Genomic DNA, 26,664 nt, shown 5'->3' with positions numbered 1-26,664 from the left:
AGGATATGTCAAAAGAGATAGCAAAAAAACGTATAGAAGAACTGCGTGATTTGTTAAATACATTTAATTATCAATATCACGTATTAGACAATCCTTCTGTTTCTGATGCGGAATATGACCGTGATATGCAGGAGCTTATAAAATTAGAAGCAGAGAACCCAGAGTTTATGAGTGAAGATTCTCCCTCCGTTCGCGTTGGGGGAACTATTCTTGATATATTTGAAAAAGTAACACATAAGTCACCAATGTTAAGTTTAGGGAATGCATTTAACGAAGGGGATTTGCGTGATTTCGACAGAAGAGTATGTCAAGGAATTGATGGTGCGAATGTAAGATATATATGTGAATTAAAAATTGACGGGCTTGCCGTTTCGCTTCATTATGAAAAAGGACGCTTCATTCAAGGGGCGACACGTGGTGATGGTGTAACGGGTGAAGATATTACTCAAAATTTAAAAACGATTAAAGCTATCCCACTTCGTTTAAATGAAGAAGTAACGTTAGAAGCACGAGGCGAAGCTTATATGCCGAAGCGTTCATTCGTTAAACTAAATGAAGAAAAAGAGCAAAATGGAGAAGATGTATTTGCGAATCCGCGTAATGCAGCAGCAGGTTCAATACGTCAACTTGATCCGAAAATTGCAGCGAAGCGTAACTTATCTATGTTTGTGTACGGTCTTGCGAATGTAGAAGAAAAAACAATTCCATCGCACAGTGAATCGCTTGATTTCTTAGGTGAACTCGGATTTAAGACAAATCCAAATCGCCGTACATGTGAAACAATCGAAGAGGTTATAGCTTATGTAGAAGAATGGCAAGAAAAACGTCCGCATCTTGATTATGAGATTGATGGAATCGTTATAAAAGTAGATGATGTTGCTCTTCAAGAAAGTCTAGGAACTACAGCGAAGAGTCCACGATGGGCGATTGCTTATAAATTCCCAGCTGAAGAAGTTGTAACGAGACTAACAGGCATTGAATTAAGTGTTGGCCGAACAGGGGTTGTAACGCCGACTGCAGAGCTAGAGCCAGTGAGAGTTGCTGGTACGATTGTTCGCCGTGCTTCTTTACATAACGAAGATTTGATTCGTGAAAAAGACATTCGAATTGGTGACTACGTTGTTGTGAAGAAGGCTGGAGATATTATTCCTGAAGTTGTGAACGTTATTTTTGATAAGCGTACTGGTGAAGAAGAAGAATACCGTATGCCAACGCATTGTCCAGCATGTGAGAGTGAACTTGTTCGTTTAGAAGAAGAAGTAGCACTTCGATGTATAAATCCGACTTGTCCGGCTCAAATTCGAGAGGGATTAATCCATTTCGTTTCAAGAAATGCGATGAATATTGATGGACTTGGAGAACGTGTCATTACACAACTCTTTGATGCAGATTATATTCGTACATTTGCTGATTTATATGCATTGACGAAAGAGCAATTATTACAGTTAGAACGTTTTGGTGAAAAATCAGCAACAAACTTAATACAAGCAATTGAAAATTCTAAAGAAAACTCGTTAGAGCGATTATTATTTGGTCTTGGAATTCGCCACGTTGGAGCGAAAGCAGCACGTACATTTGCAGAGCACTTTGAAACGATGGATGAGCTTGTAAAAGCAACAGAAGAAGAACTAAAAGCAATTAATGAAATTGGCGAAAAAATGGCTCAATCTGTTGTGACATATTTTGATAATGAAGATGTATTAGAATTATTACAGCAGTTTAAAGAGTATGGCGTGAATATGACATACAAAGGTATAAAAATTGCAGATTTACAAAATGTTGAATCTTACTTCGCAGGAAAAACGGTTGTTTTAACAGGTAAGCTAGAAGTTATGGGACGAAGTGAAGCGAAGAAGAAGATTGAGGCATTAGGTGGAAAAGTAACAGGAAGTGTTAGTAAGAGTACGGATTTAGTTGTTGCAGGTGAAGCAGCTGGTTCGAAATTAGCACAAGCGGAGAAACATAATGTTGAGGTTTGGAATGAAGAGAGGTTCTTACAAGAGCTAAATAAGTAAGAGGTGCAAACTTACCATGAAAAAAATAGCATTAGCGATATTAAGCCTGGGCCTAATTGTAAGTGGGTGTAGTGCAGGTGCCGACAAAGATGAAAAAGTGGCTGAGAAATCGGGGAAAGCAAAAGAACAATCAGTTGTTCCAAAATACGCTATTTCGGATGAATATTATAAGACGACTATTCCATTTGATGGTGGAAATGCACGTGGTTTAGTGGTGCAAGGGCTAAATAGTCGTCTTGATATAGATGAATTTGAAACAGGATTAATGCGAATTGCAAAAGAATCATTTAATACGAAAGATAATTTTTTAAAAGGCGGAAGTGCTCTAGATACTCAAGTGATACAGATGCTTGTTAAAAGAAAACGTACAGATGCTGAACAAAAGGAACTAGAGGACAAATTAAAAAAAGATGCAGTTAAATTTCCTAATATAGGATTAAACCCTGCGTTAGGAACGGGATCCGAATCACTAGAAGTGAAAAATAAAAAAAATCCAATATATATTTCAAATATTTTAGAGCATGATTATTATGTGAAAAAAGGCGATAACAGCGAGGAACGTGTTGGTATGGTAGTTGGATTAGCAATGAATTCTGTTCAATATTTTAACGAAGAGCATGGTTATCCACGTGAAGCTGCAATCCCGGATGAAAAGATGTTAGCTGAAGGGAAAAAAATGGCGCAAGAAATTTTGAAAGTTATACATCAAAAACAACCTGATACAAAAAATATTCCGATAACATTTGCGATTTATCGCCAATCTCCAAAGTCTTCGCTCGTACCAGGTAACTTTGTTTCTTATGCAAATGTAGAAAAAGGTAGTGAAACGGTTGAAGATTGGAAACAAATTAATGAGAAATACTATTTGTTCCCATCAGAGCAAGCGAAAACAGATAATAAACGTGAAGATCTTGCAAGAGTATCCAACTTTAAGGCAAAACTAAGCGATTATTTCCAAGGCGACTATACAGCTGTTATTGGTACTGGTATGTATAGAGATGATGAATTAAGAGAAATGAAGCTTGATATTCCTGTCCAGTTTAATGGAAAAGCTGAAATAATTGGTTTTACACAATATGTGGCAGGGCTTGTTATGGAATACTTCCCGAATTATATGAAAGTACAAGTAACGATTAAATCTGTAGAACGCCCAGAAGCTATTATTATACGTGAAGCAAAACAAGATGAACCACTTGTGAAAATTTTAGATTAAATATGAAGGCTGTTCCTCTATGGAACAGCTTTTTTTCTTATGTAATTTTGTTATAATTTAAAATGTTGTAAATAATAGGGGTAAGGGGTAAAGTTCATGGAAGAATTAAGTTTTCAAGTCATTATTTTATTAATTGCATTCGGTTTTTTAGCAGCTTTTATTGATTCTGTTGTTGGAGGAGGAGGGTTAATTTCGCTTCCTGCGCTTATGTTTGTTGGCTTATCGCCAGCTTCGGCAATTGCAACGAATAAATTAGCAGCAACAATGGGGACGTTTACGAGTGCGATGTATTTCATTCGATCAGGAAAAGTTGATTTTAAAATTGTAGGAAAGTTAATCCCGTTAACTATTGTTGGAGCTGTTGCAGGTGCTTTAGTAGTAAAATTTATTCCATCGGATATTTTACGCCCATTAGTACTTGTAATGTTGGTATTTATTGCTATTTATATTATTGCAAAAAAGAATTGGGGAAGTGTGTCTACCTATAAGAAGATGACGCAAAGAAAAACATTAATATTTTTCTTTGTTATTTTAATGATAGGATTTTATGATGGATTTTTTGGACCAGGGACAGGGTCATTTTTAATTTTTGCATTTTTATTAATTGGTTTGGATTTTATTCAAGCGGCAGCATCTGGAAAACTTTTGAACTTTGTTAGTAATATTGTATCTTTAATTACTTTTTTATTTTTAGATATAATTCATTTTGAATACGGTATTATCATGGGATTATCAATGATCTTAGGTGCTTATTTGGGATCGAAGTTTGCGGTTCAAAAAGGCGTTGGATATGTAAGGACTTTATTTTTATTAGTTACTATATTATTGATCGGGAAAAATGTTTTGGAATATACTCATATTTTGTAGATTCATACGCATGTATGAATCTCTTTTTTTTATTATATTTTAAAAATTTATTAATTTTTAAAATATAAGTCTAGGAATATTTGAATAAATCTAAATTATCGTGTAGAATAATGTTGTAAAATGTAAACGTTTTTCTAAGGGGAGGCTAAAAAAAATGGTAGTAGCATACAAACATGAGCCATTTACAGATTTTTCAGTGGAGGCTAACAAATTAGCGTTTGAAGAAGGTTTAAAGAAAGTAGAATCTTATCTTGGACAAGACTATCCATTAATTATTGGGGGAGAAAAAATTACTACAGAAGACAAAATTGTTTCTGTAAACCCTGCAAATAAAGAGGAACTTGTTGGTCGTGTTTCAAAAGCAAGCCGTGAGTTAGCTGAAAAAGCAATGCAAGTAGCGGATGAAACATTCCAAACTTGGAGAAAATCAAAGCCAGAAATGCGTGCAGACATTTTATTCCGTGCTGCAGCAATCGTTCGTCGCAGAAAACATGAATTCTCTGCTATTCTTGTAAAAGAAGCAGGTAAGCCATGGAATGAGGCAGATGCTGATACAGCAGAAGCAATCGACTTTATGGAATATTATGGTCGTCAAATGTTAAAATTAAAAGACGGTATTCCAGTAGAAAGCCGTCCAATTGAATATAATCGTTTCTCTTACATTCCATTAGGAGTAGGTGTTATCATTTCTCCTTGGAACTTCCCATTCGCAATTATGGCAGGTATGACAACAGCTGCTTTAGTTTCTGGTAACACAGTATTACTAAAACCAGCTAGTACAACTCCTGTAGTAGCAGCGAAATTTATGGAAGTATTAGAAGAAGCTGGCTTACCAGCTGGCGTAGTAAACTTCGTTCCAGGTAATGGTTCTGAAGTTGGTGACTACTTAGTAGATCATCCTCGCACACGTTTCGTAAGCTTCACGGGATCTCGTGATGTAGGTATCCGTATCTATGAGCGTGCAGCGAAAGTAAACCCAGGCCAAATTTGGTTAAAACGCGTTATCGCTGAAATGGGCGGTAAAGATACAATCGTTGTTGATAAAGAAGCAGATCTTGAATTAGCAGCTAAGTCTATCGTTGCATCAGCATTCGGATTCTCAGGCCAAAAATGTTCTGCATGTTCTCGTGCAGTAATCCACGAAGATGTATACGATCACGTATTAAATCGTGCTGTTGAATTAACAAAAGAATTAACAGTTGCTAACCCAGCAGTATTAGGTACAAACATGGGTCCTGTTAATGACCAAGCTGCATTCGATAAAGTAATGAGCTATGTTGCAATTGGTAAAGAAGAAGGTAGAATCTTAGCAGGTGGAGAAGGAGACGATTCTAAAGGCTGGTTCATCCAACCAACAATCGTTGCTGATGTTGCAGAAGATGCTCGCTTAATGAAAGAAGAAATCTTCGGACCAGTAGTAGCATTCTGTAAAGCAAAAGACTTCGATCATGCACTTGCAATTGCAAACAATACGGAATACGGTTTAACAGGTGCTGTTATTACTAACAACCGTGACCATATTGAAAAAGCACGTGAAGACTTCCACGTTGGTAACTTATACTTCAACCGTGGATGTACTGGTGCAATCGTAGGTTACCAACCATTCGGTGGCTTTAACATGTCTGGTACAGACTCTAAAGCTGGTGGACCTGATTACTTAGCACTTCACATGCAAGCAAAAACTACTTCTGAAACTTTATAAGAAATAGTAGAGGAGCTCTTCACAAAGTGTGAAGAGCTCCTTTTAAAATTGAAACCCCATATATTACCGTCGTTCGAAGAGAATGAGCTAAAACCTATTAATAGCGGGATAAACATGTAAACAGAAATAAAATAATGAGAAAAGTTGACGTATTAGTCATATTTTTTAGTATTCATTTTGAGAATTTCCTGTATAATACAATTTGAAAGAAAATCTATGGTTCGACAAGGAACACTCCTTTCGGTTTTGCTCACTGAAAGGAGTGTTTTTTTATTGACATAGATCAAGAGTTTTGATTTCGGAATGTTCAATAATTAGATAGAAGAAAAACTCTCTATTTAAGTAGTTGATTTGGAAAATATTAAATATATAAGAAAAAAATTGAATTTATTTTTAGGATTTTGTATAGTATACTAAGTGGTTTTATAATCGAATATCGAGATTTTAAGTTTCAGTTATTATTTTAATATTGATTATATTCTGGCATAATAGATTTGTACTTTTGGAAAAGACAAAAATGGTGAGGGGAAATGTTATGTGGGAAGGGATGATTGTTAGATGAATAAAAAGAATTATGTTGAATATGTTGACGTACTACGTGTATTTTCGATGTTTGCGGTAGTGTTTCTTCATACTGCTGCAGGAAGTTTACGGGGGAATATCGGTTCGGGTACTTGGCATATAACGAATGCACTGACAACTGTATTTAGTACAAGTGTACCTATCTTCTTTATGATTTCTGGTGCGATGTTAATGAGGAGTAGTAAAACGGAATCACTTAAAATAACTTATACAGAACGTTTGCCAAAATTAATTGTGCCATTTATTATATGGTCAACTATTGCTGTGTTATACTTTACGCCAAGGCCGATACAAATAACAAATGTTATTAAGAGTATTTTATACATACCGAATCAAGCAGCGACAGTACATCTTTGGTTTATGTATGCCATTATTCCTTTGTATATTCTTTCTCCTCTTTTGAAGAAAATGGTAGATGCTTTAAGTAAAGAGCTTATAAAGTACATGTTAATTCTTTGGTTTATAGTAAGTTCGCTATTGCCAACAATTGCAGTACTAGTTCCAAATGAATTAAAACCAATATTTACGTTGTATCCTAATTTTGATATGAACTTTTTAGGCGGATATATAGGGTATTTCCTCATAGGTTATTATTTAATGACATATGAGAAGAAGGTATCCAAAAGGTTGTTACTATCCATAATCGTTATAGATACACTTTTAATTATATTGGGTACTTGGTATGCAACGGTTAAAATAGGGGAATACTCTGAGGATTTTAAGGCATACGTTAGAGTATTCGAAGTAATGCTTTCAGGTTCAATCTTCTTATTAGTAAAAGAGTATTTTAGAAATTACTCAATGAATCCGTTTATGTTTAAGTGGATACAAATTTTATCTGCTTTTTCATTTGGTGTGTATTTAATGCATAATTTAGTAGTTGTATATATTGGGAATAGATTGAATATTTGGCCAGCACAATCAATTTGGATGTTATTAGTTGCTTTCATAATAATTACAGTTATAACAATGATAGCAATTATAATTTTTGCAAGTATAAAAATCACATGTTATCCATTAACAGGAATGAGTTTTAAGGAAGCTTCTCGTACATGTAATATTCAATTTTTATGGGGAAATTGGACTCAATCAAAAGATATTAAAAATGATAATGTATCAATGTAAATAATTAGTGAGATTTTTATAAGTATGATATGAATTCCTCAAAATAGGGCATGAATAGATGGTAAATATAATATAGTCGAAAAAAATCCTTTTGAATTTTCAAAAGGATTTTTTTCGTTGGACAAACTCTTTTGTGCTAAGTATTTCCGCATATATATTATTCAAACTTGCTAAAATTGTATTATGAATATAAACAGCTGGTATAGTAGCATTCTTAAAAGAAAGGTCTTTTGTAGCACAAGCATCATGTATAACGGTACATTGAAATCCAAAATCGAATGCAGCCCTTACTGTAGCATCAATACACATATGAGTCATCATCCCGCATACGACGACATGTTCAATGTCTAAACGCTGTAATTGCTCTAGAAGATTAGTTTCTCGGAAGCTATTTGGATAATGTTTGACTATAACTGTTTCTTCTCTAAGTGGACGTACGCTTTCGTGAATATGTGCACCTTCTGTATTAGGTAGGAAAAAAGTAGCGTCATCTTTTATAGCTACGTGTTGGATATGAAAAATAGGTTCGCTGTTTGTTCTAAAGTGTTGTAATAACTGATTAGCATATTCGCTTGCTTCTACTGGATTACGCAATTCCATCTTTCCATTTGGAAAATAATCGTTTTGAATATCGACGAGTAAAAGAGCTGTTTTCATATATTTATCTGCCTCCGAGTTTCATATTCAAATAAATTTATTCAATTCGTAGAGAGGATTCTCCTGTTTAAAAATATGAGGAAGAAGAATTTTAAATAACCTTGAAAGTTACTATTTTCTCATGAATTTTCATCTGAAAATTTTAATAAAGGAATAATTAATATTTTTCTAAAAAATGTATTGACTCTTATTATTCTGAGTTCTATAATGAGAATTAATTAAATGACAATTAAATCGATACATTCTTATCCAGAGAGGTGGAGGGACTGGCCCTACGATACCTCAGCAACGGGTTTTTTAATACCGTGCTAACTCCAGCAAGCCATATAAAGGCTTGGAAGATGAGAAGATGTGAACGAGTACATATAAGTGCTCTCCTTCTTATCTTTATGGTTGATAAGAAGGAGAGCACTTTTTATTTTACCTCGAAAGCTCTACTTCAAGTTTTTACAGCATATAGGAGGGGAAAAAATGATTTCTTTTAACAATGTAAGTAAAGTGTATGAATCAGCTGGGCGATCTGTTCATGCGGTGGAGGATGTAACATTATCAGTTGAGAAAGGCGAAATTTTTGGCATTATCGGTTTTAGTGGCGCTGGAAAGAGTACATTATTACGCTTAGTAAATATGTTAGAGAGACCAACGTCAGGAACGATTGCAATAGATGATAAAGATATTACATCATTATCGACGAAAGAATTGCGCAAACTAAGACAAAGAATCGGAATGATTTTTCAAAGCTTTAATTTATTTAATTCAAGAACAGTGTTTGGGAATATTGCTTATCCATTAAAGTTAGCGAAATTGCCAAAGAACGAGATAAAGGAACGAGTGAATGAACTGCTGAAGTTTGTAGGGTTAGAAGATAAAGCAAACTATTATCCAGAACAGCTATCAGGGGGACAAAAACAACGTGTTGGTATTGCTAGAGCACTTGCGACATCGCCAGATATTCTTATATGTGATGAGGCAACATCAGCCTTAGATCCAGAAACGACGACAGAAATTCTAAACTTATTAAAGAAAGTAAATCGAGAATACAATTTAACAATCCTTCTTATTACACATGAAATGCATGTTGTGAAAGAAATTTGTCACCGTGTAGCTGTAATGGAGAAGGGAAAAGTTATTGAAGAAGGAAAACTGTTCGATGTTTTCACGCAACCAAAAACAAAGACGACTCAAAACTTTGTACGTTCTGTTATTAATGATCATTTACCAGAAAGTGTTCTAGCGAAAATTCAAAATGGTGGTCAAATTTATCGTCTAACATTTACTGGTGAGGAGACAGGACAGCCGGTACTATCATATATCGCAAAAAACTATAACGTCGATGTAAATGTACTGTATGGAAATATTATTGAACTTCAAAATGTGCTATTTGGAAATCTGCTTGTAGAATTGCAAGGTGAGCAGAGGGAAATTCAAAAAGCATTACAACATCTAAGACTGCAAGTGCAGCTGAAGGAGGTAGAAGCTCATGCGAGTTGATTGGAGTATATTTTGGCCGCGCATACTAGATGCGACGGGGGATACCCTCTTAATGGTAATTGTAACCCTTATATTCGCTACAATTCTGGGTATACCTCTAGGTTTACTTTTATATGTAACGAGAAAAGGAAACTTTTTAGAAAATAAATGGGTCTTTTCTATTCTTAACATCATAATTAATACAATTCGTCCGGTACCATTCATTATCTTTTTAGTAGCTTTAAGTCCACTAACGAGAAGCGTTATTGGAACGACGATTGGAACAGCAGCAGCAATTTTCCCGATGACGTTAGTCGCATCAATTGGTATTGCTAGAATGGTTGAAACAAATCTTGTTTCCGTTCCGAAAGGAGTAATTGAGGCAGCACAAGCAATGGGCGCCTCGCCAATTAGAATCGTTTTTGAAATCCTTGTACCAGAAGCGTTAGCACCATTAATCTTAGGTGTCACATTTATGACAGTTGGTTTAATTGAATTTTCTGCAGTTGCTGGGCTTGTCGGTGGTGGCGGTCTTGGTGACTTGGCAATGACATATGGTTATCAACGTTTTGATACATCAGTTATGTTTGTAACGGTTGTTTTACTTATTATTCTCGTACAGATAGCTCAAAATTTAGGAAACTACTTTGCGAAAGTCTTGTTACGTAGATCATAAAAAGGAAGAGAGGAAAAGAAAATGAAGAAAATTTTAGCATTTGCATTATCAGCGATTGTAGGAGTCTCAGCATTAAGTGGCTGCTCAAGTGGAGACACGGGTGCAGGAGCGAAAGAAAAAGTAGTTCGCGTCGGTGTAACTGGAACGGATGGAGACGCTTGGGAAATTTTGAAGAAAAAAGCTGAAAAAGAAGGGATTAAGATTAAACTGGTGGAGTTCTCTGATTATACAACTCCAAATAAAGCTTTAGCTGATGGAGATATTGAATTAAACTCATTTCAGCATATTGCTTTCTTAGAGCAATTTAAAAAAGAGCATAAGTTAGATATTACAGCTGTTGGTACAACACAAATTGCGCCAATGGGTTTATATTCTGAAAAATATAAGAAGGCAAATGAAATTCCAGATGGTTCAGAAATTGCAATTCCAAACGATCCAACGAACCAAGCACGTGCATTAAAACTTCTTGATGCAGCTGGAGTATTAAAGCTTAAAAAAGATTTTGGCTTATTTGGAGATCCAAGCGGCATTGCTGAAAATCCGAAGAAGTTAAAAATCACGCCGGTTATCGCACAGCAAACACCTCGTGTGTTAAAAGATGTAGCGGCATCAGTTATTAATAACGGTGTTGCTGGTCAAGCTGGATTAGATCCAGCGAAGGATCCTATTTTCTTAGAAGATCCAAAGAATGAAAATGCGAAGCCTTATATTAATATTTTCGCAGCTCGTACGAAAGATAAAGATGATCCAACACTGAAAAAAGTAATTGAACTATACCATTCAAAAGAAGTAACAGATGCAATTAAGAAAGAAACAAATGATGGTTCAATTTTAGTTGATCTTTCACTTGAGGAGCTTGAAAAAATCGTAAAATAATGATTGAGTTTAATGGACTAACAGAAGGAACCCCTCCGCTGTTAGTTCGTTCAACATATAAACTTAACAAACGAACCCTAATTCTGTACCTTCCAATTTTGTATAACGTAGAATCCAATGTTTGTTAAGTAGAGTAATGGACCAGGAGTTTTCCTGGTCTTTTTTTATGAATGAAAGTAGCTAGCGAACAGTAAGGTAATCTGAAAAACCAATTGTTTAGATTGTTTTTTCAGATTAGGCAGAAAACTTTCTTTAAAATAGTATTCTTTTATGATAGATTTATAAATATAAAACTAGAATTTACATAAAAATCCATCATGGTAAATATACTTATCTATAATGGATATACAGCTAACGAGGGGGAGAACGATGAGAAGACGTAATACGCAAGCGTTCACGTTTTTAGCATGGACTTCATTTGTTTGTGCGCTTTCAGGTATGCTAATTGGGATTTATACGTTAGATGAAACGCTTAGTGTAAAAGGATACTATTTAATTGGAACATTATTTTTAACGATGTCTTGTTTTGTATTACAAAAAACAATTCGTGATAATGAAGAAGATAACGAGAGATTTCCGAAAAATAAACCGTTAGATAAAGAGTAGATTGTAAAGAAAGGCATTTGCCTTTCTTTTTTTATGTAAAAATGGCGTAAGTACTCTGTGTTGACTTGCTTGAAGTACTGAAAATTTGGTATCATCAATAGTATTGTAGATTGAACGATATATTATGGAGGTGGCCTAGCCGTGTCAAGAATTTCCGTTGAGAATGTAAAGCACGTAGCACATTTAGCACGTCTTGCAATTACTGATCAAGAAGCAGAAAAATTTCAAAAACAACTAGATGCAATTGTTACATTTGCAGAACAGTTAAATGAATTAGATACAACAGATGTAAAACCAACAACTCATGTATTAACTATGAAAAATGTTATGCGTGAAGATGTACCAGAAAAAGGTTTACCAGTCGAAGAAGTATTAAAAAATGCACCGGATCACAAAGATAATCAAATCCGTGTTCCAGCAGTATTAGAATAGAGGAGGGGAATTTCGATGTCATTATTTGATCATTCAGTATCAGAGTTACATAAGAAGTTAAACAACAAAGAAATTTCCGTTACGGATTTAGTAGAAGAATCTTACAAACGTATTGCGGATGTTGAAGATAACGTAAAAGCTTTTCTTACATTAGATGAAGAAAATGCACGCGCAAAAGCGAAAGAATTAGATGCAAAAATCGGCGCTGAAGATAATGGTTTATTATTCGGTATGCCAATTGGTGTAAAAGATAACATTGTAACTAACGGTCTTCGTACAACTTGTGCGAGCAAAATGTTAGCAAACTTCGATCCAATTTATGATGCGACAGTTGTGCAAAAGCTAAAAGCTGCTGACACAATTACAATCGGTAAATTAAACATGGACGAGTTCGCAATGGGTTCTTCAAATGAAAACTCAGGATTCTACGCTACGAAAAACCCATGGAACTTAGATTACGTTCCAGGCGGATCTAGTGGTGGTTCTGCAGCAGCTGTAGCAGCAGGAGAAGTACTATTCTCTCTAGGTTCTGATACGGGTGGTTCTATCCGTCAGCCAGCTGCATATTGCGGTGTTGTAGGTTTAAAACCAACTTACGGACGCGTATCTCGTTACGGATTAGTAGCATTCGCATCTTCACTAGACCAAATCGGACCGATTACACGTACAGTAGAAGACAATGCATACTTATTACAAGCTATTTCAGGTATTGACCGCATGGATGCAACTTCTGCAAACGTTGAAGTTGGAAACTATTTAGCTGGTTTAACAGGCGATGTTAAAGGTTTACGCATTGCTGTACCGAAAGAATACTTAGGCGAAGGTGTTGGCGAAGAAGCTCGTGAGTCAGTACTAGCTGCTTTAAAAGTATTAGAAGGTATGGGCGCAACTTGGGAGGAAGTATCTCTTCCACACTCTAAATACGCTCTAGCAACGTATTACTTACTATCTTCTTCTGAAGCATCTGCTAACCTTTCACGCTTTGATGGCGTGCGTTACGGTGTTCGTTCTGATAATGTAAATAACTTATTAGACCTTTACAAAAACACACGTAGTGAAGGTTTCGGTGATGAAGTTAAACGTCGTATTATGCTTGGTACATTTGCTCTTAGCTCTGGTTACTATGATGCATATTACAAAAAAGCACAACAAGTACGTACATTAATTAAGAACGACTTTGAAAATGTATTTGCTAACTATGATGTTATTATTGGACCAACAACACCAACTCCGGCATTTAAAGTGGGAGAAAAAGTTGACGATCCAATGACAATGTATGCAAATGACATTTTAACAATCCCAGTAAACTTAGCGGGTGTTCCAGCGATTTCAGTTCCATGTGGATTCGGTGCTAACAACATGCCACTTGGTCTACAAATTATTGGTAAACACTTCGATGAAGCGACAATTTACCGCGTTGCACATGCGTTTGAGCAAGCAACAGACTATCATACAAAAAAAGCAAGTCTGTAAGGAGGCGAGCATAGATGAATTTAGAAACAATTATTGGTTTAGAGGTTCACGTTGAGTTAAAAACAAATTCGAAAATTTTCTCTGCGAGTCCAACAGAATTCGGAGCGGAGCCAAATACACAAACAAGTGTAATTGACTTAGGATACCCAGGGGTACTTCCTACTTTAAATAAAGAAGCAGTTAACTTTGCAATGAAAGCTGCAATGGCATTAAACTGTGAAATCGCAACGGAAACGAAGTTTGACCGTAAAAACTATTTCTATCCAGATAACCCGAAAGCTTACCAAATCTCTCAATTTGATAAGCCAATTGGTGAAAATGGTTGGATTGAAATCGAAGTAGACGGTAAAAAGAAACGTATCGGTATTACACGTCTTCATTTAGAAGAAGATGCTGGTAAATCAACGCATACAGCTGATGGTTCATTAGTAGACTACAACCGTCAAGGTATGCCTTTAATCGAGATCGTATCTGAGCCAGATATGCGTACGCCAGAAGAAGCATATGCATACTTAGAGAAGTTAAAATCAATCATTCAATACACTGGCGTATCTGATTGTAAGATGGAAGAAGGTTCCTTGCGTTGTGATGCGAACATTTCTCTTCGTCCAGTTGGACAAGAAAAGTTCGGTACAAAAGCGGAACTGAAAAACTTAAACTCATTCACTTACGTACAAAAAGGTCTTGAGCATGAGCAAGTGCGCCAAGAAAAAGAATTGTTATCTGGTGGCATCATCCAACAAGAAACACGTCGTTATGATGAAGCAACGAAGAAAACAATCTTAATGCGTGTGAAAGAAGGATCTGACGATTACCGTTACTTCCCGGAGCCAGACTTAGTTGAACTTTACATCGATGATGAGTGGAAAGAAGCAGTTCGAGCTTCTATTCCAGAACTTCCAGATGCACGTAAAGCTCGCTACGTTGCAGAACTAGGCTTACCAGCTTATGATGCACACGTGTTAACATTAACGAAAGAGATGTCTGATTTCTTTGAAGCAACTGTTGCAGACGGTGCTGATGCGAAATTAACATCGAACTGGTTAATGGGTGAAGTACTTGCATACTTAAACAAACAACAAAAAGAATTAAAAGACGTTGCATTAACGCCTGCTGGTTTATCTAAAATGGTTCAATTAATTGAAAAAGGTACAATTTCTTCTAAAATCGCGAAGAAAGTATTTAATGAATTAATTGAAAAAGGTGGAGACCCAGAAGAAATCGTTAAAGCGAAAGGTCTTGTTCAAATTTCTGACGAGGGTACACTTCGTAAAGTTGTAACAGAAATTCTTGATAATAATGAGCAATCTATCGAAGACTTTAAAAACGGTAAAGACCGTGCAATTGGCTTCTTAGTTGGTCAAATTATGAAAGCTACAAAAGGACAAGCAAATCCACCGCTTGTTAACAAAATCTTACTTGAAGAGATTAATAAGCGATAATAGTAGTGACTTTTAAAGATTAAGCAGAAAAACACCCGTACATGGGTGTTTTTCTAGGTTAATCAAACGTTTGTTTAAATGAGACAAAATCGTTTAAACAAACGTTTGATTAACTGTCAAAAGTGGAAAAATGTTTGTATAGCAACTATGGTATGATAGTTGCAAAAAGGTGGGAATAATGATAAATCTAAACATAGAGGTTTTTTTCATCTCATGAAATAATAGATAGTTATTATTCGTTATATGTAAATTTTTATGGAAGAATGGATAGAAATAAAGTGAAACTTTAATCAGTAGGAGGTTCATCCAACACTGATTATTAGCCCTCACCAATCGGGCATTTACTGCCCGCAAATAGCGGGATAAATTTTTGGGTCAAATAAAAAAACCATTGAAATGAATATTTACTTTTGATGGACTACACGAATCGGGTTCTTACTGCCTGTTTGAGCGGGATAAAAGAAGGATAGCAAGATGAGAGGAGGTAGGCATGGGAATACTGAATAGAAGTTCAGTATGTTCTTTTTCGATACATAAAGAAATTTCCTGTGCTAATAAATGATGAAGCGAGCAAGAATTATTTATAATCCTACTTCTGGGCGTGAGCTATTTAAGAAGAGCTTACCAGAAGTATTACAAAAATTAGAACAAGCTGGCTATGAGACATCTTGTCATGCGACAACGGGTCCTGGAGACGCTACTGTGGCGGCGAGGCAAGCTGCGGATCGTAAGTTTGATGTTGTTATTGCGGCTGGTGGCGACGGTACGTTAAATGAAGTAGTAAACGGTTTAGTTGGGCATGAATTCCGTCCGAAATTTGGAATTATTCCAGTTGGAACGACAAATGACTTTGCACGTGCGATTGGTGTACCTCGTTCTATTGAAGAGGCAGCAGATATTATTTGCGAAGGAAAAACAGTGCCATTAGACCTTGGTAGAGCGAACGATACATATTTTATTAACATCGCTGGTGGCGGTCGTATTACAGAATTAACATACGAGGTACCGAGTAAGTTAAAGACAGTATTAGGACAACTTGCTTATTACCTAAAAGGTATCGAGATGTTACCATCATTACATCCAACATATGTTGAAATTGAGTATGATGGAAAATTACTACAAGAAGAAATTACAATGTTTTTAATTACGAATACTCGTTCAGTAGGTGGATTTGAAAAGGTAGCACCGTATGCATCTATTAACGATGGGTTATTTGATCTATTAGTACTGAAAAAAGGTTCTATCGCTGATTTGATTAAAGCAGCAACACAAGCACAACGTGGTGAACATATTAACAATCCAAAGGTGTTATACACACAAGCGAACCGAATTAAAGTACATTCACCAGATAAACTAATGATTAATTTAGATGGTGAGTACGGTGGAGATGCACCGATGGAATTCGAAAATATATATCATTGTTTAGAACTATTTGTTCCTGAACATCAAGAGGATGCCCTGTAAAGGCATCCTCTTTTACTTTGTTAAAATGAATTGTAAATTGGGAGTTAGTTTGATTTTTATGGTATTTTTACAATTCTTTTATTTTACATCCATATTTTATTGATACACTGGAGGAGATAAGAAACGAGAGGTAGGATGCTATGGAGAAGGTAAAAGCAATACTATTTGATAAAGATGGGACATTAATGGATTTTCATTCAATTTGGATAAAAGTAGCTGAAGAACTTGTAGCTGAATGTATAAGTTTATATCATTTACCAAGTACAATAGGGCAGACCTTATTAGAAGAGATTGGTGTAGAGGGAGCATTTGTTAATCCGAGGAGTGCAATAGCTGCTGGAACAAGCCTTGATGTAGCGAAGGGGCTTTGTAATTATATTGAGTCTGCTAGAGAAGAAGAGATGCATCAGTGGGTAAGTGAGAAGTTATTTTCCCTTATGTATGAGCATCGTTCGCATATGAAAATGACAGCGGATTTACCGAAAGTGTTACAGGCATTAAAAGATAAAGGATTTATATTAGGGGTTGTCACGGCGGATGATTTCGCACCAACAGAATTATTTTTAAAACAATATAAGTTGGAGAACTTTTTTGATTATATTATAGCCTCGGATACATTCCTTGCGCAAAAACCAGATAAAAAGATTATAGAAGTGTTTTGTGAGAAATTTAATTTAGAATCATGTGAGGTTGCGGTTGTTGGAGATACGCCAACTGATTTACATTTAGCTAAAAATGGCGATTGCTATGCAATTGGGGTGCTATCTGGTACGGGAGACCGTCCAACATTAGAACCACTTGCTGATTTAGTGTTAGATTCTGTTGGAGAGTTTATTTCTCAATCGGGTGAGTTTTTCTGGGAGAAAGAAAAGTCTAATGTGTAAGGAAAATAAGTCTATAAAGACTCTTAATGAGTCTTTATAGACTTATTTTTTATGCCTGGATACAAAGAATATAGGATAAATGCTAGAAAAGAAAGTTGGCATATATTTTGCAATAAGAAGAGAAAACAATGTAAAGAAAAGGATGGGGTACGCAATGAACACAAAAAAATTTGCTAAAGTAAATGAACAAATTCCAGGACCGAAAGCGGCATCTTTATTAGAACGCCGTCAAAATATAGTACCAAAAGGAGTAAGTAACGGCATCCCAACGTTTGTACAATCTGCAAATGGTGCTCTTGTAACAGATGTTGATGGCAATCAGTACATTGATTTTGCAGGAGCAATCGGGACAATTAACGTAGGGCATTGTCATCCAACGGTTAAAGAAGCGCTCCATAAACAAGTCGATCAATACATTCATACTGGATTTAATGTCATGATGTATGAGCCATATATTGAATTAGCAGAAAAGCTTGCGGCATTGGCACCAGGAAGTTTCGATAAGCAAGTCCTATTTTTAAATAGTGGTGCAGAAGCAGTTGAGAACGCGGTGAAAATCGCTCGTAAATATACGAAGAGACCTGGTATTATCGCATTTTCTAAAGGTTTCCACGGTCGTACATTAATGACAATGACGATGACAAGTAAAGTGAAGCCATATAAATTTGGGTTTGGTCCCTTTGCTCCAGAAGTATATAAAGCGCCATTTCCATACGAATACCGTCGCCCAGAGGGATTAACGGAAGAGCAGTATGATGATTTTATTATTGAAGAGTTTAAGAACTTCTTCATATCGGAAGTAGCACCAGAAACAATTGCAGCTGTTGTAATGGAACCTGTTCAAGGGGAAGGTGGATTTATCGTCCCAAGTAAGAAATTTGTTCAAGAAGTACGCCGCATTTGTTCAGAGAACGGCATCTTATTTGTAGCGGATGAAATACAAACAGGCTTTAGTCGTACAGGAAAATATTTTGCAATTGATCACTATGATGTCGTTCCAGATTTAATTACAGTGTCTAAATCATTAGGGGCTGGTGTACCGATAAGTGGTGTCATTGGACGTAAAGAAATTATGAATGAATCTGCACCAGGTGAACTTGGTGGAACGTATGCAGGAAGTCCATTAGGATGTGCAGCTGCATTAGCTGTTCTCGATGTAATAGAAAATGAGAAATTAAATGATAGAGCGATAGAATTAGGAAAAGTCGTAATGAACCGATTCGAAGAGATGAAAAATAAATATCATTGCATCGGTGATGTGCGTGGGTTAGGAGCAATGTGTGCATTTGAGGTCGTTCAAGATCGTAAGACGAAAGCACCTGACAAAACGTTAACGGCTAATCTATGTGCAGAAGCAAATAAGCGTGGGTTACTTTTATTATCAGCAGGAACGTATGGAAATGTTATCCGTGTGTTAATGCCTTTAGTTATTACAGATGAGCAACTTGAAGAAGGTTTAACAATAATTGAAGAATCATTGCAAGCTTGTTATGAGCAAACGAACATCGCTCGCGTTTAAAAACTGAAGTATAAATAGCAAACATTCTAGCTGACTCTATATTAAATGCAGAAAATTCACTTTATAATAAAGATAGTGAAGTGGATCGATGGATTTGAAGTTAGGGGTGGCTAGGATGGTTGCAGAAAAGGAACGAGTGTTAATGGATTTAAAAGATGTATTTGAATATGCGTTTGACGAAATTTTTGTTACAGATGAGCAAGGGATCGTTGTGCGTGTAAATAGTACATGTGAAAGGCACTACCAACTAGCTGCAGAAGAGTTAGTTGGTAAGCATGTAAAAGAACTACAAAAGGATGGAATCTTTTATCCATCAGCGACATTAGAAGTGATTGAAAAAAAGAGGCCAATTGAACTCGTTCAAACTACAAAATCAGGAGAGTATTTACACGTTCGTACAAGGCCTGTTTTTGATGATGAGGGAAATTTAAGAAGAGTGATTAGTTATTCTCGCGACCTTACTGAACTCTATCAATTACGTCAAAAGGTAGAGGAAATGGATAATCAGCTAAAAACATATAAAAAAGAATTAAGAGAAACATATGAGCATGAAGGACTTATTTTTAAAAGTCTAGCTATGCAAAAAATAGTCGATACAATCAAAAAAGTATCTGTAGTGGATAGTACTGTTCTCGTTTTAGGCGAGACTGGAGTAGGAAAAAGCCGATTAGTACGCCATTTACATGAAGTGAGTCACCGTAAGAATGAAAGTTTCTATGAAATTAATTGTGCGGCATTGCCAACTAATTTAATTGAATCGGAGCTCTTTGGATATTCAGGTGGATCTTTTACAGGTGCAAATCGTGAAGGGAAAAAGGGACTATTAGAATCCGCGCATAAAGGAACTCTTTTTTTAGATGAAATCGGTGAAATGCCGATTGAAATTCAAGCGAAGCTTTTGCAAGTATTGCAAGAAAAAACATTTCGTCCTATAGGCGGAAGAGAATTAAAAAAAGTAGATGTTCGAATTGTGGCGGCAACAAATAGAGATTTAAGCGAGATGGTGAAACAAGGAACATTTCGGAAAGATTTATACTATCGTCTGAATGTCATTCCAATTGCAATTCCCCCGCTTAGGGAAAGAACAGAAGATATTTTACCGCTTATTTATCATTACTTGCAGCACTTTAATAAAAAGTACGGACGTGATGTGAAACTAGCACCGGGTACATTACAAATGTTTGTCGGATATGCGTGGGAAGGAAATAATAGAGAGATAGAGAATGTAATTGAGAGAATTGTTATTACTGTCGATGATGTTGTAACGGTAGAGGATTTGCCACTCTCTATGCAAGAGGCTGCAGTTGAACAATCGGGGCAAAGCCTTTATAAAATGCTGGAAGAGGTAGAGAGAAATATTATTCTTAAAGCGTATAAAACGTATAGATCAAGTTATAAAGTGGCTGAGTTTTTGCAAATTAGTCAATCTGCTGCTACTAGGAAAATTAAGAAGTTCATAGAGGAGGAAGAAAACATTGGATAAAAAGGCGACTTTCGTAAGTATAGATAAAAAGGCGATGTATATAAATGGTGAGTGGATTACACTACAAGAACAAATTGAAGTAAATAATCCTGCGACGAAGGAAATATTTGCAACTGTACCAAAAGGCGGAGTAACAGAGGCAAAGCAAGCTGTTGATGCTGCGCATGAAGCTTTTAAAACGTGGTCTAAGTTAACGGCAGCAGATCGTGCCACGAAGTTAAAAAAGTGGTTTACGCTTATTGATGAAAATAAAGAAGAGATCGCAGCGATTATGACGAAGGAACAAGGAAAGCCGTTTGCAGAAGCGCTTGGTGAAGTAAATTATGCAAACAGTTTTGTTGAATGGTATGCAGAAGAGGGGAAACGCGTATACGGTGAAATGATTCCTGCTTCTCATCCGAATAAGCGCATTTTAGTTATGAAGCAACCAGTTGGCGTTATGGCAGCTATTACACCTTGGAACTTCCCAGCTGCTATGATTACGAGAAAGGTAGCCCCAGCGCTTGCAGCAGGCTGTACAGCCGTTGTGAAACCGGCAAGTCAAACGCCATTAACTGCATTAAAATTAGCTGAATTAGCCCATGAAGCAGATATTCCAAAGGGCGTAATCAATATCGTAACAGGTAGTGCAAAAGCAATTGCTGATACATGGATGGAAGATGGTCGCGTTCGAAAAGTGTCCTTTACAGGGTCAACGGAAATCGGGAAAGAGTTAATGGCTAGTGCGGCGCAAACGATGAAAAAAGTTTCGCTTGAGTTAGGGGGACACGCTCCGTTTATCGTAATGAATGATGCAGATTTAGATAAAGTAGTAGAAGCGGTGATTGGTTCGAAATTCCGTAATGCAGGACAAACGTGTATATGTACAAACCGAGTATTCGTTCAAGAAGAAGTATACGAAGTATTTGTAGAGAAGTTCCAAAAGTCAGTAGGGCAGTTGAAAGTAGGAGACGGTTTCGGTGACGGAACGACTGTCGGGCCACTTATTGATGAGAATGCAGTTTCAAAAGTACAAGAACATATTGAAGATGCTATTCAAAAAGGTGGAACAGTTTTATATGGTGGTCAAAAGGTCGCAGAGTTAGAGGGACATTTCATTCAACCGACTGTAATTGGGTTGGCAAATGATACGATGCTTTGTATGAATGAAGAAACATTTGGGCCAGTGGCACCAGTTGCGAAATTTAAAACAGTTGATGAAGTAATTGAACGTGCAAATAATACACCATATGGTTTAGCTGCGTATATTTTCACGAAAGACATTAGCCAAGCATTCCAAATTAGTGAAGCGCTAGAGTACGGTATTATTGGTCTAAACGATGGTCTTCCATCAGTTGCACAAGCACCATTCGGTGGATTTAAAGAAAGTGGTATCGGCCGTGAGGGAGGCCATTTCGGTATCGAGGAATATTTAGAAATTAAATATATTTCATTAGGACTATAAGTAGTATACTAGAATCTCTAAAAGGTAACAGAGAAGGAGATTCTAGTATGGTATATTGGCTATTATTACTTGTTACAATTATTTTTGAAGTAGCTGGAACAATCGCAATGAAACTATCAAATGGTTTAACAAAGCTCGTTCCAAGTGTACTTATTTTCGTATTTTATGGAATTTGTTTCAGCGTGTTTGCTATCGTCGTTAAAAAGATTCATTTAAGTATTGCTTATGCCATTTGGTCTGGCGTTGGAACGTTACTTATTACAATCATTAGTGTGTACTTTTTTAAAGAGCATATTAGCTTATTCCAAGCATTTTGTATTCTCTTTATTGTTTTGGGTGTCATTGGGCTTAAGGTTTCATCGGCATCATGAAAGCTATCTTTTGTAGAAGATAGCTTTTTTCTATTTGTGCAGTTAGCAATTAATACGACAAAATATGACAAGAAAGAGTAAAGCGTTTTGTTATGATACATATGAAATATTGTCTTATGTGGAGGAAAGAGTATGTTAAAAAAGGTAAGTCAAATTGTTTTAATTTTTGGCATAGCTTTTAGTTTAAGTGCTTGCACTGAGACTAAAGATAGTAATGAAAGTAAACAAGAAGATGTTCAAGATAAAGTGTATAAAATAGGGGAGACAGTAGACGTAGATGGTTTGCAAGTAACTATCGATTCAGTTAAATTAGGATATCCGGATTATGATGAGAATAAAAAGAAAGAGGAGATTTTGGGGATTATTTTCAAAGTAGAAAATAATAGTAAAAAGGAAATACCTTTTGCATTTTATGAATTTGAGATTACCGATAAGAAAGGTACAAGATTTAAAGAATATAATAACCCTGATAGCTTTATTAGTAAAAAGTTAGCACCAGATGAAAAAATTCAAGATATCATGCTATTTGACGTAGCGAAAGAAAATACGTATATCGCTACGTATAGACCGGAGTTTACGCATGAAAATAGAACGATAAAATTTGAATTGAAACCAAATAAATAAAGAAACACATTGGATTATCCAATGTGTTTCTTTATGGTAATAAATTTAAAACGCCCAGTTACCTTTACGGAAGATAGGCTCATGTCTGCCATCAGCAGTAATACCGTCAATATCAAGCTCAGCTGATCCAATCATGAAGTCGTTGTGTGTGATACTAGCGTTTGCGCCGTTTTCAGCAAGTTCTTCTTTAGACATTGTTTTTCCGCCAACTAAGTTAAATGCATAAGCATTTCCGATTGCAAGGTGGCAAGATGCATTTTCGTCAAATAGTGTATTGTAGAATAAAACATTTGTGTTTGAAATTGGTGAGTCATGAGGTACTAAAGCTACTTCTCCTAAGAAGTGAGAACCTTCATCTGTTTCTACTAAATGTTTTAAAGCTTCTTCACCAGCTTCAGCTTTATAGTCTACGATACGCCCGTTTTCAAATGTTAACGTGAAATTATCGATAATATTACCTGCAAATACTAACGGTTTTGTACTAGAAACTTGGCCGTTTACACCTGTTTTAAGTGGCATTGTAAATACTTCTTCAGTTGGAATATTAGCCATAAATGGTACGTTCTTTTCATTTAAGCTACCAGCACCAGCCCATACATGTTTTTCTGGAAGTTCGATTGTTAAATCTGTTCCAGGACCTGTATAGTGAAGAGCTTTATAATGCTTTTCGTTTAAGTAATCCACTTTTGTATGTAATGTTTCATCATGTTCTTTCCATGCTTCTACAGGATTTTCTAAATCAGCACGAGTAGCTTTGAAAATAGCATCCCATAACTTTGCTTCTTGTTCTTCTGGCGCTACGTCAGGGAATACTTTCGCAGCCCATTCTTTCGTAGGAACAGAAATGACACACCAACTTACTTTATCTGCTTGTACGTAATCACGGTATACTTTCATTGCTTCTCCAGCTACTTTATGAGCTGTTGCAATACGCGATGCTTCTACACCTTTTAATAAATCAGGGTTTTCTGCATAGATAGACATAAATGCAGCGCCTTCTTTTGCTAATTCTTCACGAGCATGTGCTTTCCAAGATGGAAATTCAGCGAAAGCTTCTTCAGGAGCTAGATCGAACTTTAAGCGTGTTAACGTCTCATCATTCCAATCTACATATACGTGTTTTGCACCAGATTTATATGCTTTTTCTGTAACGAGGCGTACAAATTGTACAGCTTCAAGAGGTGCACTAATTGATAAAGTTTGTCCAGGTTGAATATTAACACCAACATTAACTGCAAGAGCAGCATATTTCTCTAACGTTTGTTCAAATGACATATGTATAATCTCCTTTAATTTGAAAGATTTCTTACTATATATAATACAAGAAAATTCTAAAAATATATATAAATATAAAGTAAAAAGAGAGCTCAAAATGTATTGAGCCCTTATATTTACTTAATTGAAGAAGCAAACTGCTCTACAGTCGTTGTATGGTGTATACGAACGCGCTTCATCTTTAACAATTCATCAGGTTCACCCTTCGTAATGAATTGCCCAGGCTTTGTCGTCGTCGCAAATTGATAATACTTCTTCGTTTCTGTAACAACCTTATCATCTACATGACCGAATGGATAAGCAATCGCGATAACAGGCTTACCTGTTATTTTTTCTAGTTTTTCTTTTGAACCTTTTAACTCTTCCTCATAGTTTGTAATTTTCGGTAAGTCTGCATGTGTTGCAGTATGAGATTGCACCGAGAAAATGCCGGAATCAACCATTTCTTTTATTTCAGAAGTAGACAATGCTCCTTCTACATCAACGTTATCAACAATCATATATTCTGTTGCTGCCGGTTTAAAAGTATCATCTTTTAGCTTTTGTAAAACGCGAAATGCATTCATATTATTTTTCATACCGTCATCAAATGTAACGAAAATCGGCTTATTTACTTTATTTATATCGCCCCAGCGTTCAAATGTTAAAAGCGTATAACCATTGTCTTTTAAATGTTTCATTTGTGCTTCAAAGTTAGCTGGTGATACGAATAAGTCTTTAATACCTTGACCATGATAATCATCAATTGCGTGATACATAAGAACAGGAACCTTTTGTTCGAAAGTAATAGTAGATTTCGTAAGCGGGATTGTTTTCCCATCTTCTTTCATTCCTGTTGCTTCAATTTGGAACTCACCGCGTTTTCCTTCAAATTCCTTTATATCAAAAGGAAGTGTGAATTGCTTCTCTTTTTCTTTAGAAGAAAAAGATTTAGCACTTTCCTTGCCATCAGCTGTGCGCCAAATTTTATATTGTACTTCATTTAAAGAATCTTTTATGTCTGTAATATGAATACTTGTGTTTGTAGATTCGTGTGTGATGGGAGTATAAGAAATTTTACCTTGTTCTTGTAGAGTCTCTTTTTGTATAGCTACTTCTTGAACCTTTTTCTCTTTTTTAGGTTCTTGGCTTACATTGCTAGTATTGCAGCCTGCTAGAATGGCAGACGTACATAAAGCAATTGCTGCGTATTTTCTCATAAAAATCACCTTCTATTGTGTAGTATGTTGCATATTGACATTAAAATCCCCACCGCTATAAGAGTGGTGGGGATATACCCTTGTTCATCATATCATTTGAAGAAAATGAGGGGAATATGATTTTTAGGAGGCTATTAAGGTAATAGATTAGTGACTTTGAATAGATGTATTTTTTTGTTTCTTATTAGAATTAATAATAATATAACCGACTACAAAGATAAGAGGAATAATGAAGACATAGATAGGCATTCCCCATACATAATAGCTTTTCAGCGTTAAGACTAGTAAATGTAAGAAATCGAAAATTGCGTGGGCTTTCATAATATCCTCCAATGTTTTTTTGAAAATTATAACATTTTAAACTTGTTATTTGTATAATTTGGAAAGTAATTTAAGCTAATTTTAAAGTAAGAAGAAGACTTATTGATATGCAATTTTGCATACAGATATGGATTTTATTAAAATATAAAGATTTTATACTATAATAAAAACCGCTATAAAACTAAGTAAGAATAATGTATGGAGTGGAGAATAGAAATGAAATATAAAAAAATAATATATATCTTTTTCATATCACTATTTATAGTTGGTTGCCAAAGTGAAGTGAGTAAAGCGAATAGTGTGGAAGAGTATATTCCATCGCATCTTATGAATGCGGAAGTGACGGCGGATATTATGACACTAGAGATGGATCGTGATACACGTAAAAAAGTAGAGGTTATTACTAAAAAGATGAGTGATCATGTAAAGAATGATAAAGAGTGGTACGTAAACTATATATCAGGGCATATAGATAAACAGGTGAAGCCGTATCATCCTAACTTTGGTATTACAGAAGAAGAATATAACTTTTTTAGAAACGCCGTTGAGAATAGTAGTTTATCTAATACAAGTGATGGAAAACTTCAATTTAAGCAAAAAAGTAACCATGAAATTGAAATTGTTTCAAGTAGAAACCTAGAACTATTCCAGCATCTGGTAATTGATACAGAGAAGAATATAATAAAAACTTCTTTTGGAGAATGTCAGTATGTTGGAGAAATAAAGCCATCTTCAGAAAAAAGAATATTAGGTCGAGTAAATGGCAAACAATGGATGTTACAAAAGGAAAATTTAATCTATTTATTCTCTTTAGGAAAGCTTGAAGGAGAAGATAAATCTGTTATGGTTATTTCAGTAAAAGGCATACACGAAGGAAAACTTATTAGTAACGAGGAAGTAGTCGAATTCCGTTCGATTTCATAAAGAATCAAAAAAATCACCTT

Annotated in this window: 24 protein-coding genes and 1 riboswitch; of the genes, 20 read left to right on the top strand and 4 right to left on the bottom strand. The window is 35.7% G+C overall.

The window, feature by feature from the left end; genetic code table 11:
• The first annotated feature begins 5 nt into the window (after positions 1 to 5).
• The 5 genes from ligA to MRP26_RS24035 all read left to right on the top strand — a co-directional run bounded on the left by ligA (position 6) and on the right by MRP26_RS24035 (position 7,504).
• Positions 6 to 2,015, top strand: a complete 2,010-nt coding sequence (gene ligA, locus MRP26_RS24055) for an NAD-dependent DNA ligase LigA (protein WP_023520911.1) — start codon at positions 6 to 8, stop codon at positions 2,013 to 2,015.
• Between the two features lie 16 nt (positions 2,016 to 2,031).
• Complete coding sequence (locus MRP26_RS24050; RefSeq protein WP_053565394.1) at positions 2,032 to 3,228, top strand: CamS family sex pheromone protein; 1,197 nt, start codon at positions 2,032 to 2,034, stop codon at positions 3,226 to 3,228.
• A gap of 96 nt (positions 3,229 to 3,324) precedes the next feature.
• A complete protein-coding gene (locus MRP26_RS24045) occupies positions 3,325 to 4,095 on the top strand; it encodes a TSUP family transporter (RefSeq protein ID WP_000391979.1) in 771 nt (256 codons plus the stop codon).
• A gap of 154 nt (positions 4,096 to 4,249) precedes the next feature.
• Positions 4,250 to 5,797, top strand: coding sequence for an L-glutamate gamma-semialdehyde dehydrogenase (gene pruA / locus MRP26_RS24040; RefSeq protein WP_000259555.1), 1,548 nt, complete (start codon positions 4,250 to 4,252; stop codon positions 5,795 to 5,797).
• A gap of 558 nt (positions 5,798 to 6,355) precedes the next feature.
• Positions 6,356 to 7,504: an acyltransferase gene (locus MRP26_RS24035; protein WP_053565392.1), complete on the top strand. Its 1,149-nt coding sequence runs from the start codon at positions 6,356 to 6,358 to the stop codon at positions 7,502 to 7,504.
• A 99-nt stretch (positions 7,505 to 7,603) separates the two neighbouring features.
• On the opposite strand, the gene MRP26_RS24030 is transcribed toward MRP26_RS24035, so the two are convergent.
• Positions 7,604 to 8,161, bottom strand: coding sequence for a cysteine hydrolase family protein (locus MRP26_RS24030; protein WP_088023215.1), 558 nt, complete (start codon positions 8,159 to 8,161; stop codon positions 7,604 to 7,606).
• Between the two features lie 242 nt (positions 8,162 to 8,403).
• A riboswitch (SAM riboswitch) is annotated at positions 8,404 to 8,509 on the top strand.
• Positions 8,510 to 8,632: 123 nt separating this feature from the next.
• Between MRP26_RS24030 and MRP26_RS24025 the strand changes: the two genes are divergently transcribed.
• The 14 genes from MRP26_RS24025 (at position 8,633) to MRP26_RS23960 (ending at position 22,925) form a co-directional block, all read left to right on the top strand.
• The gene (locus MRP26_RS24025) at positions 8,633 to 9,652 is read left to right on the top strand and encodes a methionine ABC transporter ATP-binding protein (RefSeq protein ID WP_053565390.1); all 1,020 of its coding nucleotides are present in this window, start codon (positions 8,633 to 8,635) and stop codon (positions 9,650 to 9,652) included.
• Positions 9,642 to 10,307 carry a methionine ABC transporter permease gene (locus MRP26_RS24020; protein WP_001261865.1) on the top strand — a complete coding sequence of 222 codons (666 nt, stop codon included), beginning with the start codon at positions 9,642 to 9,644 and terminating at the stop codon, positions 10,305 to 10,307. Before MRP26_RS24025 ends, MRP26_RS24020 begins: the two co-directional genes overlap by 11 nt.
• Before the next feature lie 21 nt (positions 10,308 to 10,328).
• Entirely contained in the window at positions 10,329 to 11,183 is an 855-nt protein-coding gene (locus MRP26_RS24015; RefSeq protein WP_242807014.1) for a MetQ/NlpA family ABC transporter substrate-binding protein, read from the top strand.
• 369 nt (positions 11,184 to 11,552) lie between these two features.
• Entirely contained in the window at positions 11,553 to 11,789 is a 237-nt protein-coding gene (locus MRP26_RS24010) for a YiaA/YiaB family inner membrane protein (protein WP_001254393.1), read from the top strand.
• 141 nt (positions 11,790 to 11,930) lie between these two features.
• On the top strand, positions 11,931 to 12,221 hold the full coding sequence (gatC, locus tag MRP26_RS24005; RefSeq protein ID WP_000086999.1) for an Asp-tRNA(Asn)/Glu-tRNA(Gln) amidotransferase subunit GatC: 291 nt from the start codon (positions 11,931 to 11,933) through the stop codon (positions 12,219 to 12,221).
• Positions 12,222 to 12,236: 15 nt separating this feature from the next.
• Positions 12,237 to 13,694, top strand: a complete 1,458-nt coding sequence (gatA, locus tag MRP26_RS24000; protein ID WP_000051441.1) for an Asp-tRNA(Asn)/Glu-tRNA(Gln) amidotransferase subunit GatA — start codon at positions 12,237 to 12,239, stop codon at positions 13,692 to 13,694.
• Between the two features lie 14 nt (positions 13,695 to 13,708).
• Entirely contained in the window at positions 13,709 to 15,136 is a 1,428-nt protein-coding gene (gene gatB / locus MRP26_RS23995; protein WP_001047685.1) for an Asp-tRNA(Asn)/Glu-tRNA(Gln) amidotransferase subunit GatB, read from the top strand.
• A gap of 558 nt (positions 15,137 to 15,694) precedes the next feature.
• Positions 15,695 to 16,600: a diacylglycerol kinase gene (locus tag MRP26_RS23990; protein ID WP_000977679.1), complete on the top strand. Its 906-nt coding sequence runs from the start codon at positions 15,695 to 15,697 to the stop codon at positions 16,598 to 16,600.
• A 140-nt stretch (positions 16,601 to 16,740) separates the two neighbouring features.
• On the top strand, positions 16,741 to 17,484 hold the full coding sequence (locus MRP26_RS23985) for an HAD family hydrolase (RefSeq protein WP_047792104.1): 744 nt from the start codon (positions 16,741 to 16,743) through the stop codon (positions 17,482 to 17,484).
• A 154-nt stretch (positions 17,485 to 17,638) separates the two neighbouring features.
• Entirely contained in the window at positions 17,639 to 19,003 is a 1,365-nt protein-coding gene (gene gabT, locus MRP26_RS23980) for a 4-aminobutyrate--2-oxoglutarate transaminase (RefSeq protein WP_001093019.1), read from the top strand.
• A 115-nt stretch (positions 19,004 to 19,118) separates the two neighbouring features.
• Positions 19,119 to 20,486, top strand: coding sequence for a sigma-54 interaction domain-containing protein (locus MRP26_RS23975; RefSeq protein ID WP_242807012.1), 1,368 nt, complete (start codon positions 19,119 to 19,121; stop codon positions 20,484 to 20,486).
• A complete protein-coding gene (gabD, locus tag MRP26_RS23970) occupies positions 20,479 to 21,930 on the top strand; it encodes an NADP-dependent succinate-semialdehyde dehydrogenase (RefSeq protein WP_197241154.1) in 1,452 nt (483 codons plus the stop codon). The genes MRP26_RS23975 and gabD overlap by 8 nt, the downstream gene beginning before the upstream one ends.
• Before the next feature lie 47 nt (positions 21,931 to 21,977).
• Positions 21,978 to 22,301 carry a DMT family transporter gene (locus tag MRP26_RS23965; RefSeq protein WP_000263262.1) on the top strand — a complete coding sequence of 108 codons (324 nt, stop codon included), beginning with the start codon at positions 21,978 to 21,980 and terminating at the stop codon, positions 22,299 to 22,301.
• 132 nt (positions 22,302 to 22,433) lie between these two features.
• Positions 22,434 to 22,925: a DUF4352 domain-containing protein gene (locus MRP26_RS23960; RefSeq protein WP_000915109.1), complete on the top strand. Its 492-nt coding sequence runs from the start codon at positions 22,434 to 22,436 to the stop codon at positions 22,923 to 22,925.
• A 45-nt stretch (positions 22,926 to 22,970) separates the two neighbouring features.
• Here the strand turns inward: MRP26_RS23960 and MRP26_RS23955 are convergent, their stop codons facing one another.
• The 3 genes from MRP26_RS23955 to MRP26_RS23945 all read right to left on the bottom strand — a co-directional run bounded on the left by MRP26_RS23955 (position 22,971) and on the right by MRP26_RS23945 (position 25,720).
• Positions 22,971 to 24,200 carry an aminopeptidase gene (locus MRP26_RS23955; protein ID WP_000007349.1) on the bottom strand — a complete coding sequence of 410 codons (1,230 nt, stop codon included), beginning with the start codon at positions 24,198 to 24,200 and terminating at the stop codon, positions 22,971 to 22,973.
• A gap of 116 nt (positions 24,201 to 24,316) precedes the next feature.
• On the bottom strand, positions 24,317 to 25,399 hold the full coding sequence (locus MRP26_RS23950; RefSeq protein WP_242807010.1) for a polysaccharide deacetylase family protein: 1,083 nt from the start codon (positions 25,397 to 25,399) through the stop codon (positions 24,317 to 24,319).
• Positions 25,400 to 25,546: 147 nt separating this feature from the next.
• Positions 25,547 to 25,720, bottom strand: a complete 174-nt coding sequence (locus MRP26_RS23945) for a hypothetical protein (protein WP_000643592.1) — start codon at positions 25,718 to 25,720, stop codon at positions 25,547 to 25,549.
• Positions 25,721 to 25,936: 216 nt separating this feature from the next.
• Here MRP26_RS23945 and MRP26_RS23940 point away from each other — a divergent pair, with 216 nt between their 5' ends.
• Positions 25,937 to 26,644, top strand: a complete 708-nt coding sequence (locus MRP26_RS23940) for a hypothetical protein (RefSeq protein ID WP_000875605.1) — start codon at positions 25,937 to 25,939, stop codon at positions 26,642 to 26,644.
• The last annotated feature ends 20 nt before the right edge of the window (positions 26,645 to 26,664 follow it).

This window comes from Bacillus sp. CCB-MMP212, assembly GCF_022748145.1.
Classification (GTDB): domain Bacteria; phylum Bacillota; class Bacilli; order Bacillales; family Bacillaceae_G; genus Bacillus_A; species Bacillus_A cereus.
The sequence above is the reverse complement of the archived record's forward strand: the minus strand, read 5'-3'. Positions and strand labels throughout refer to the sequence as shown.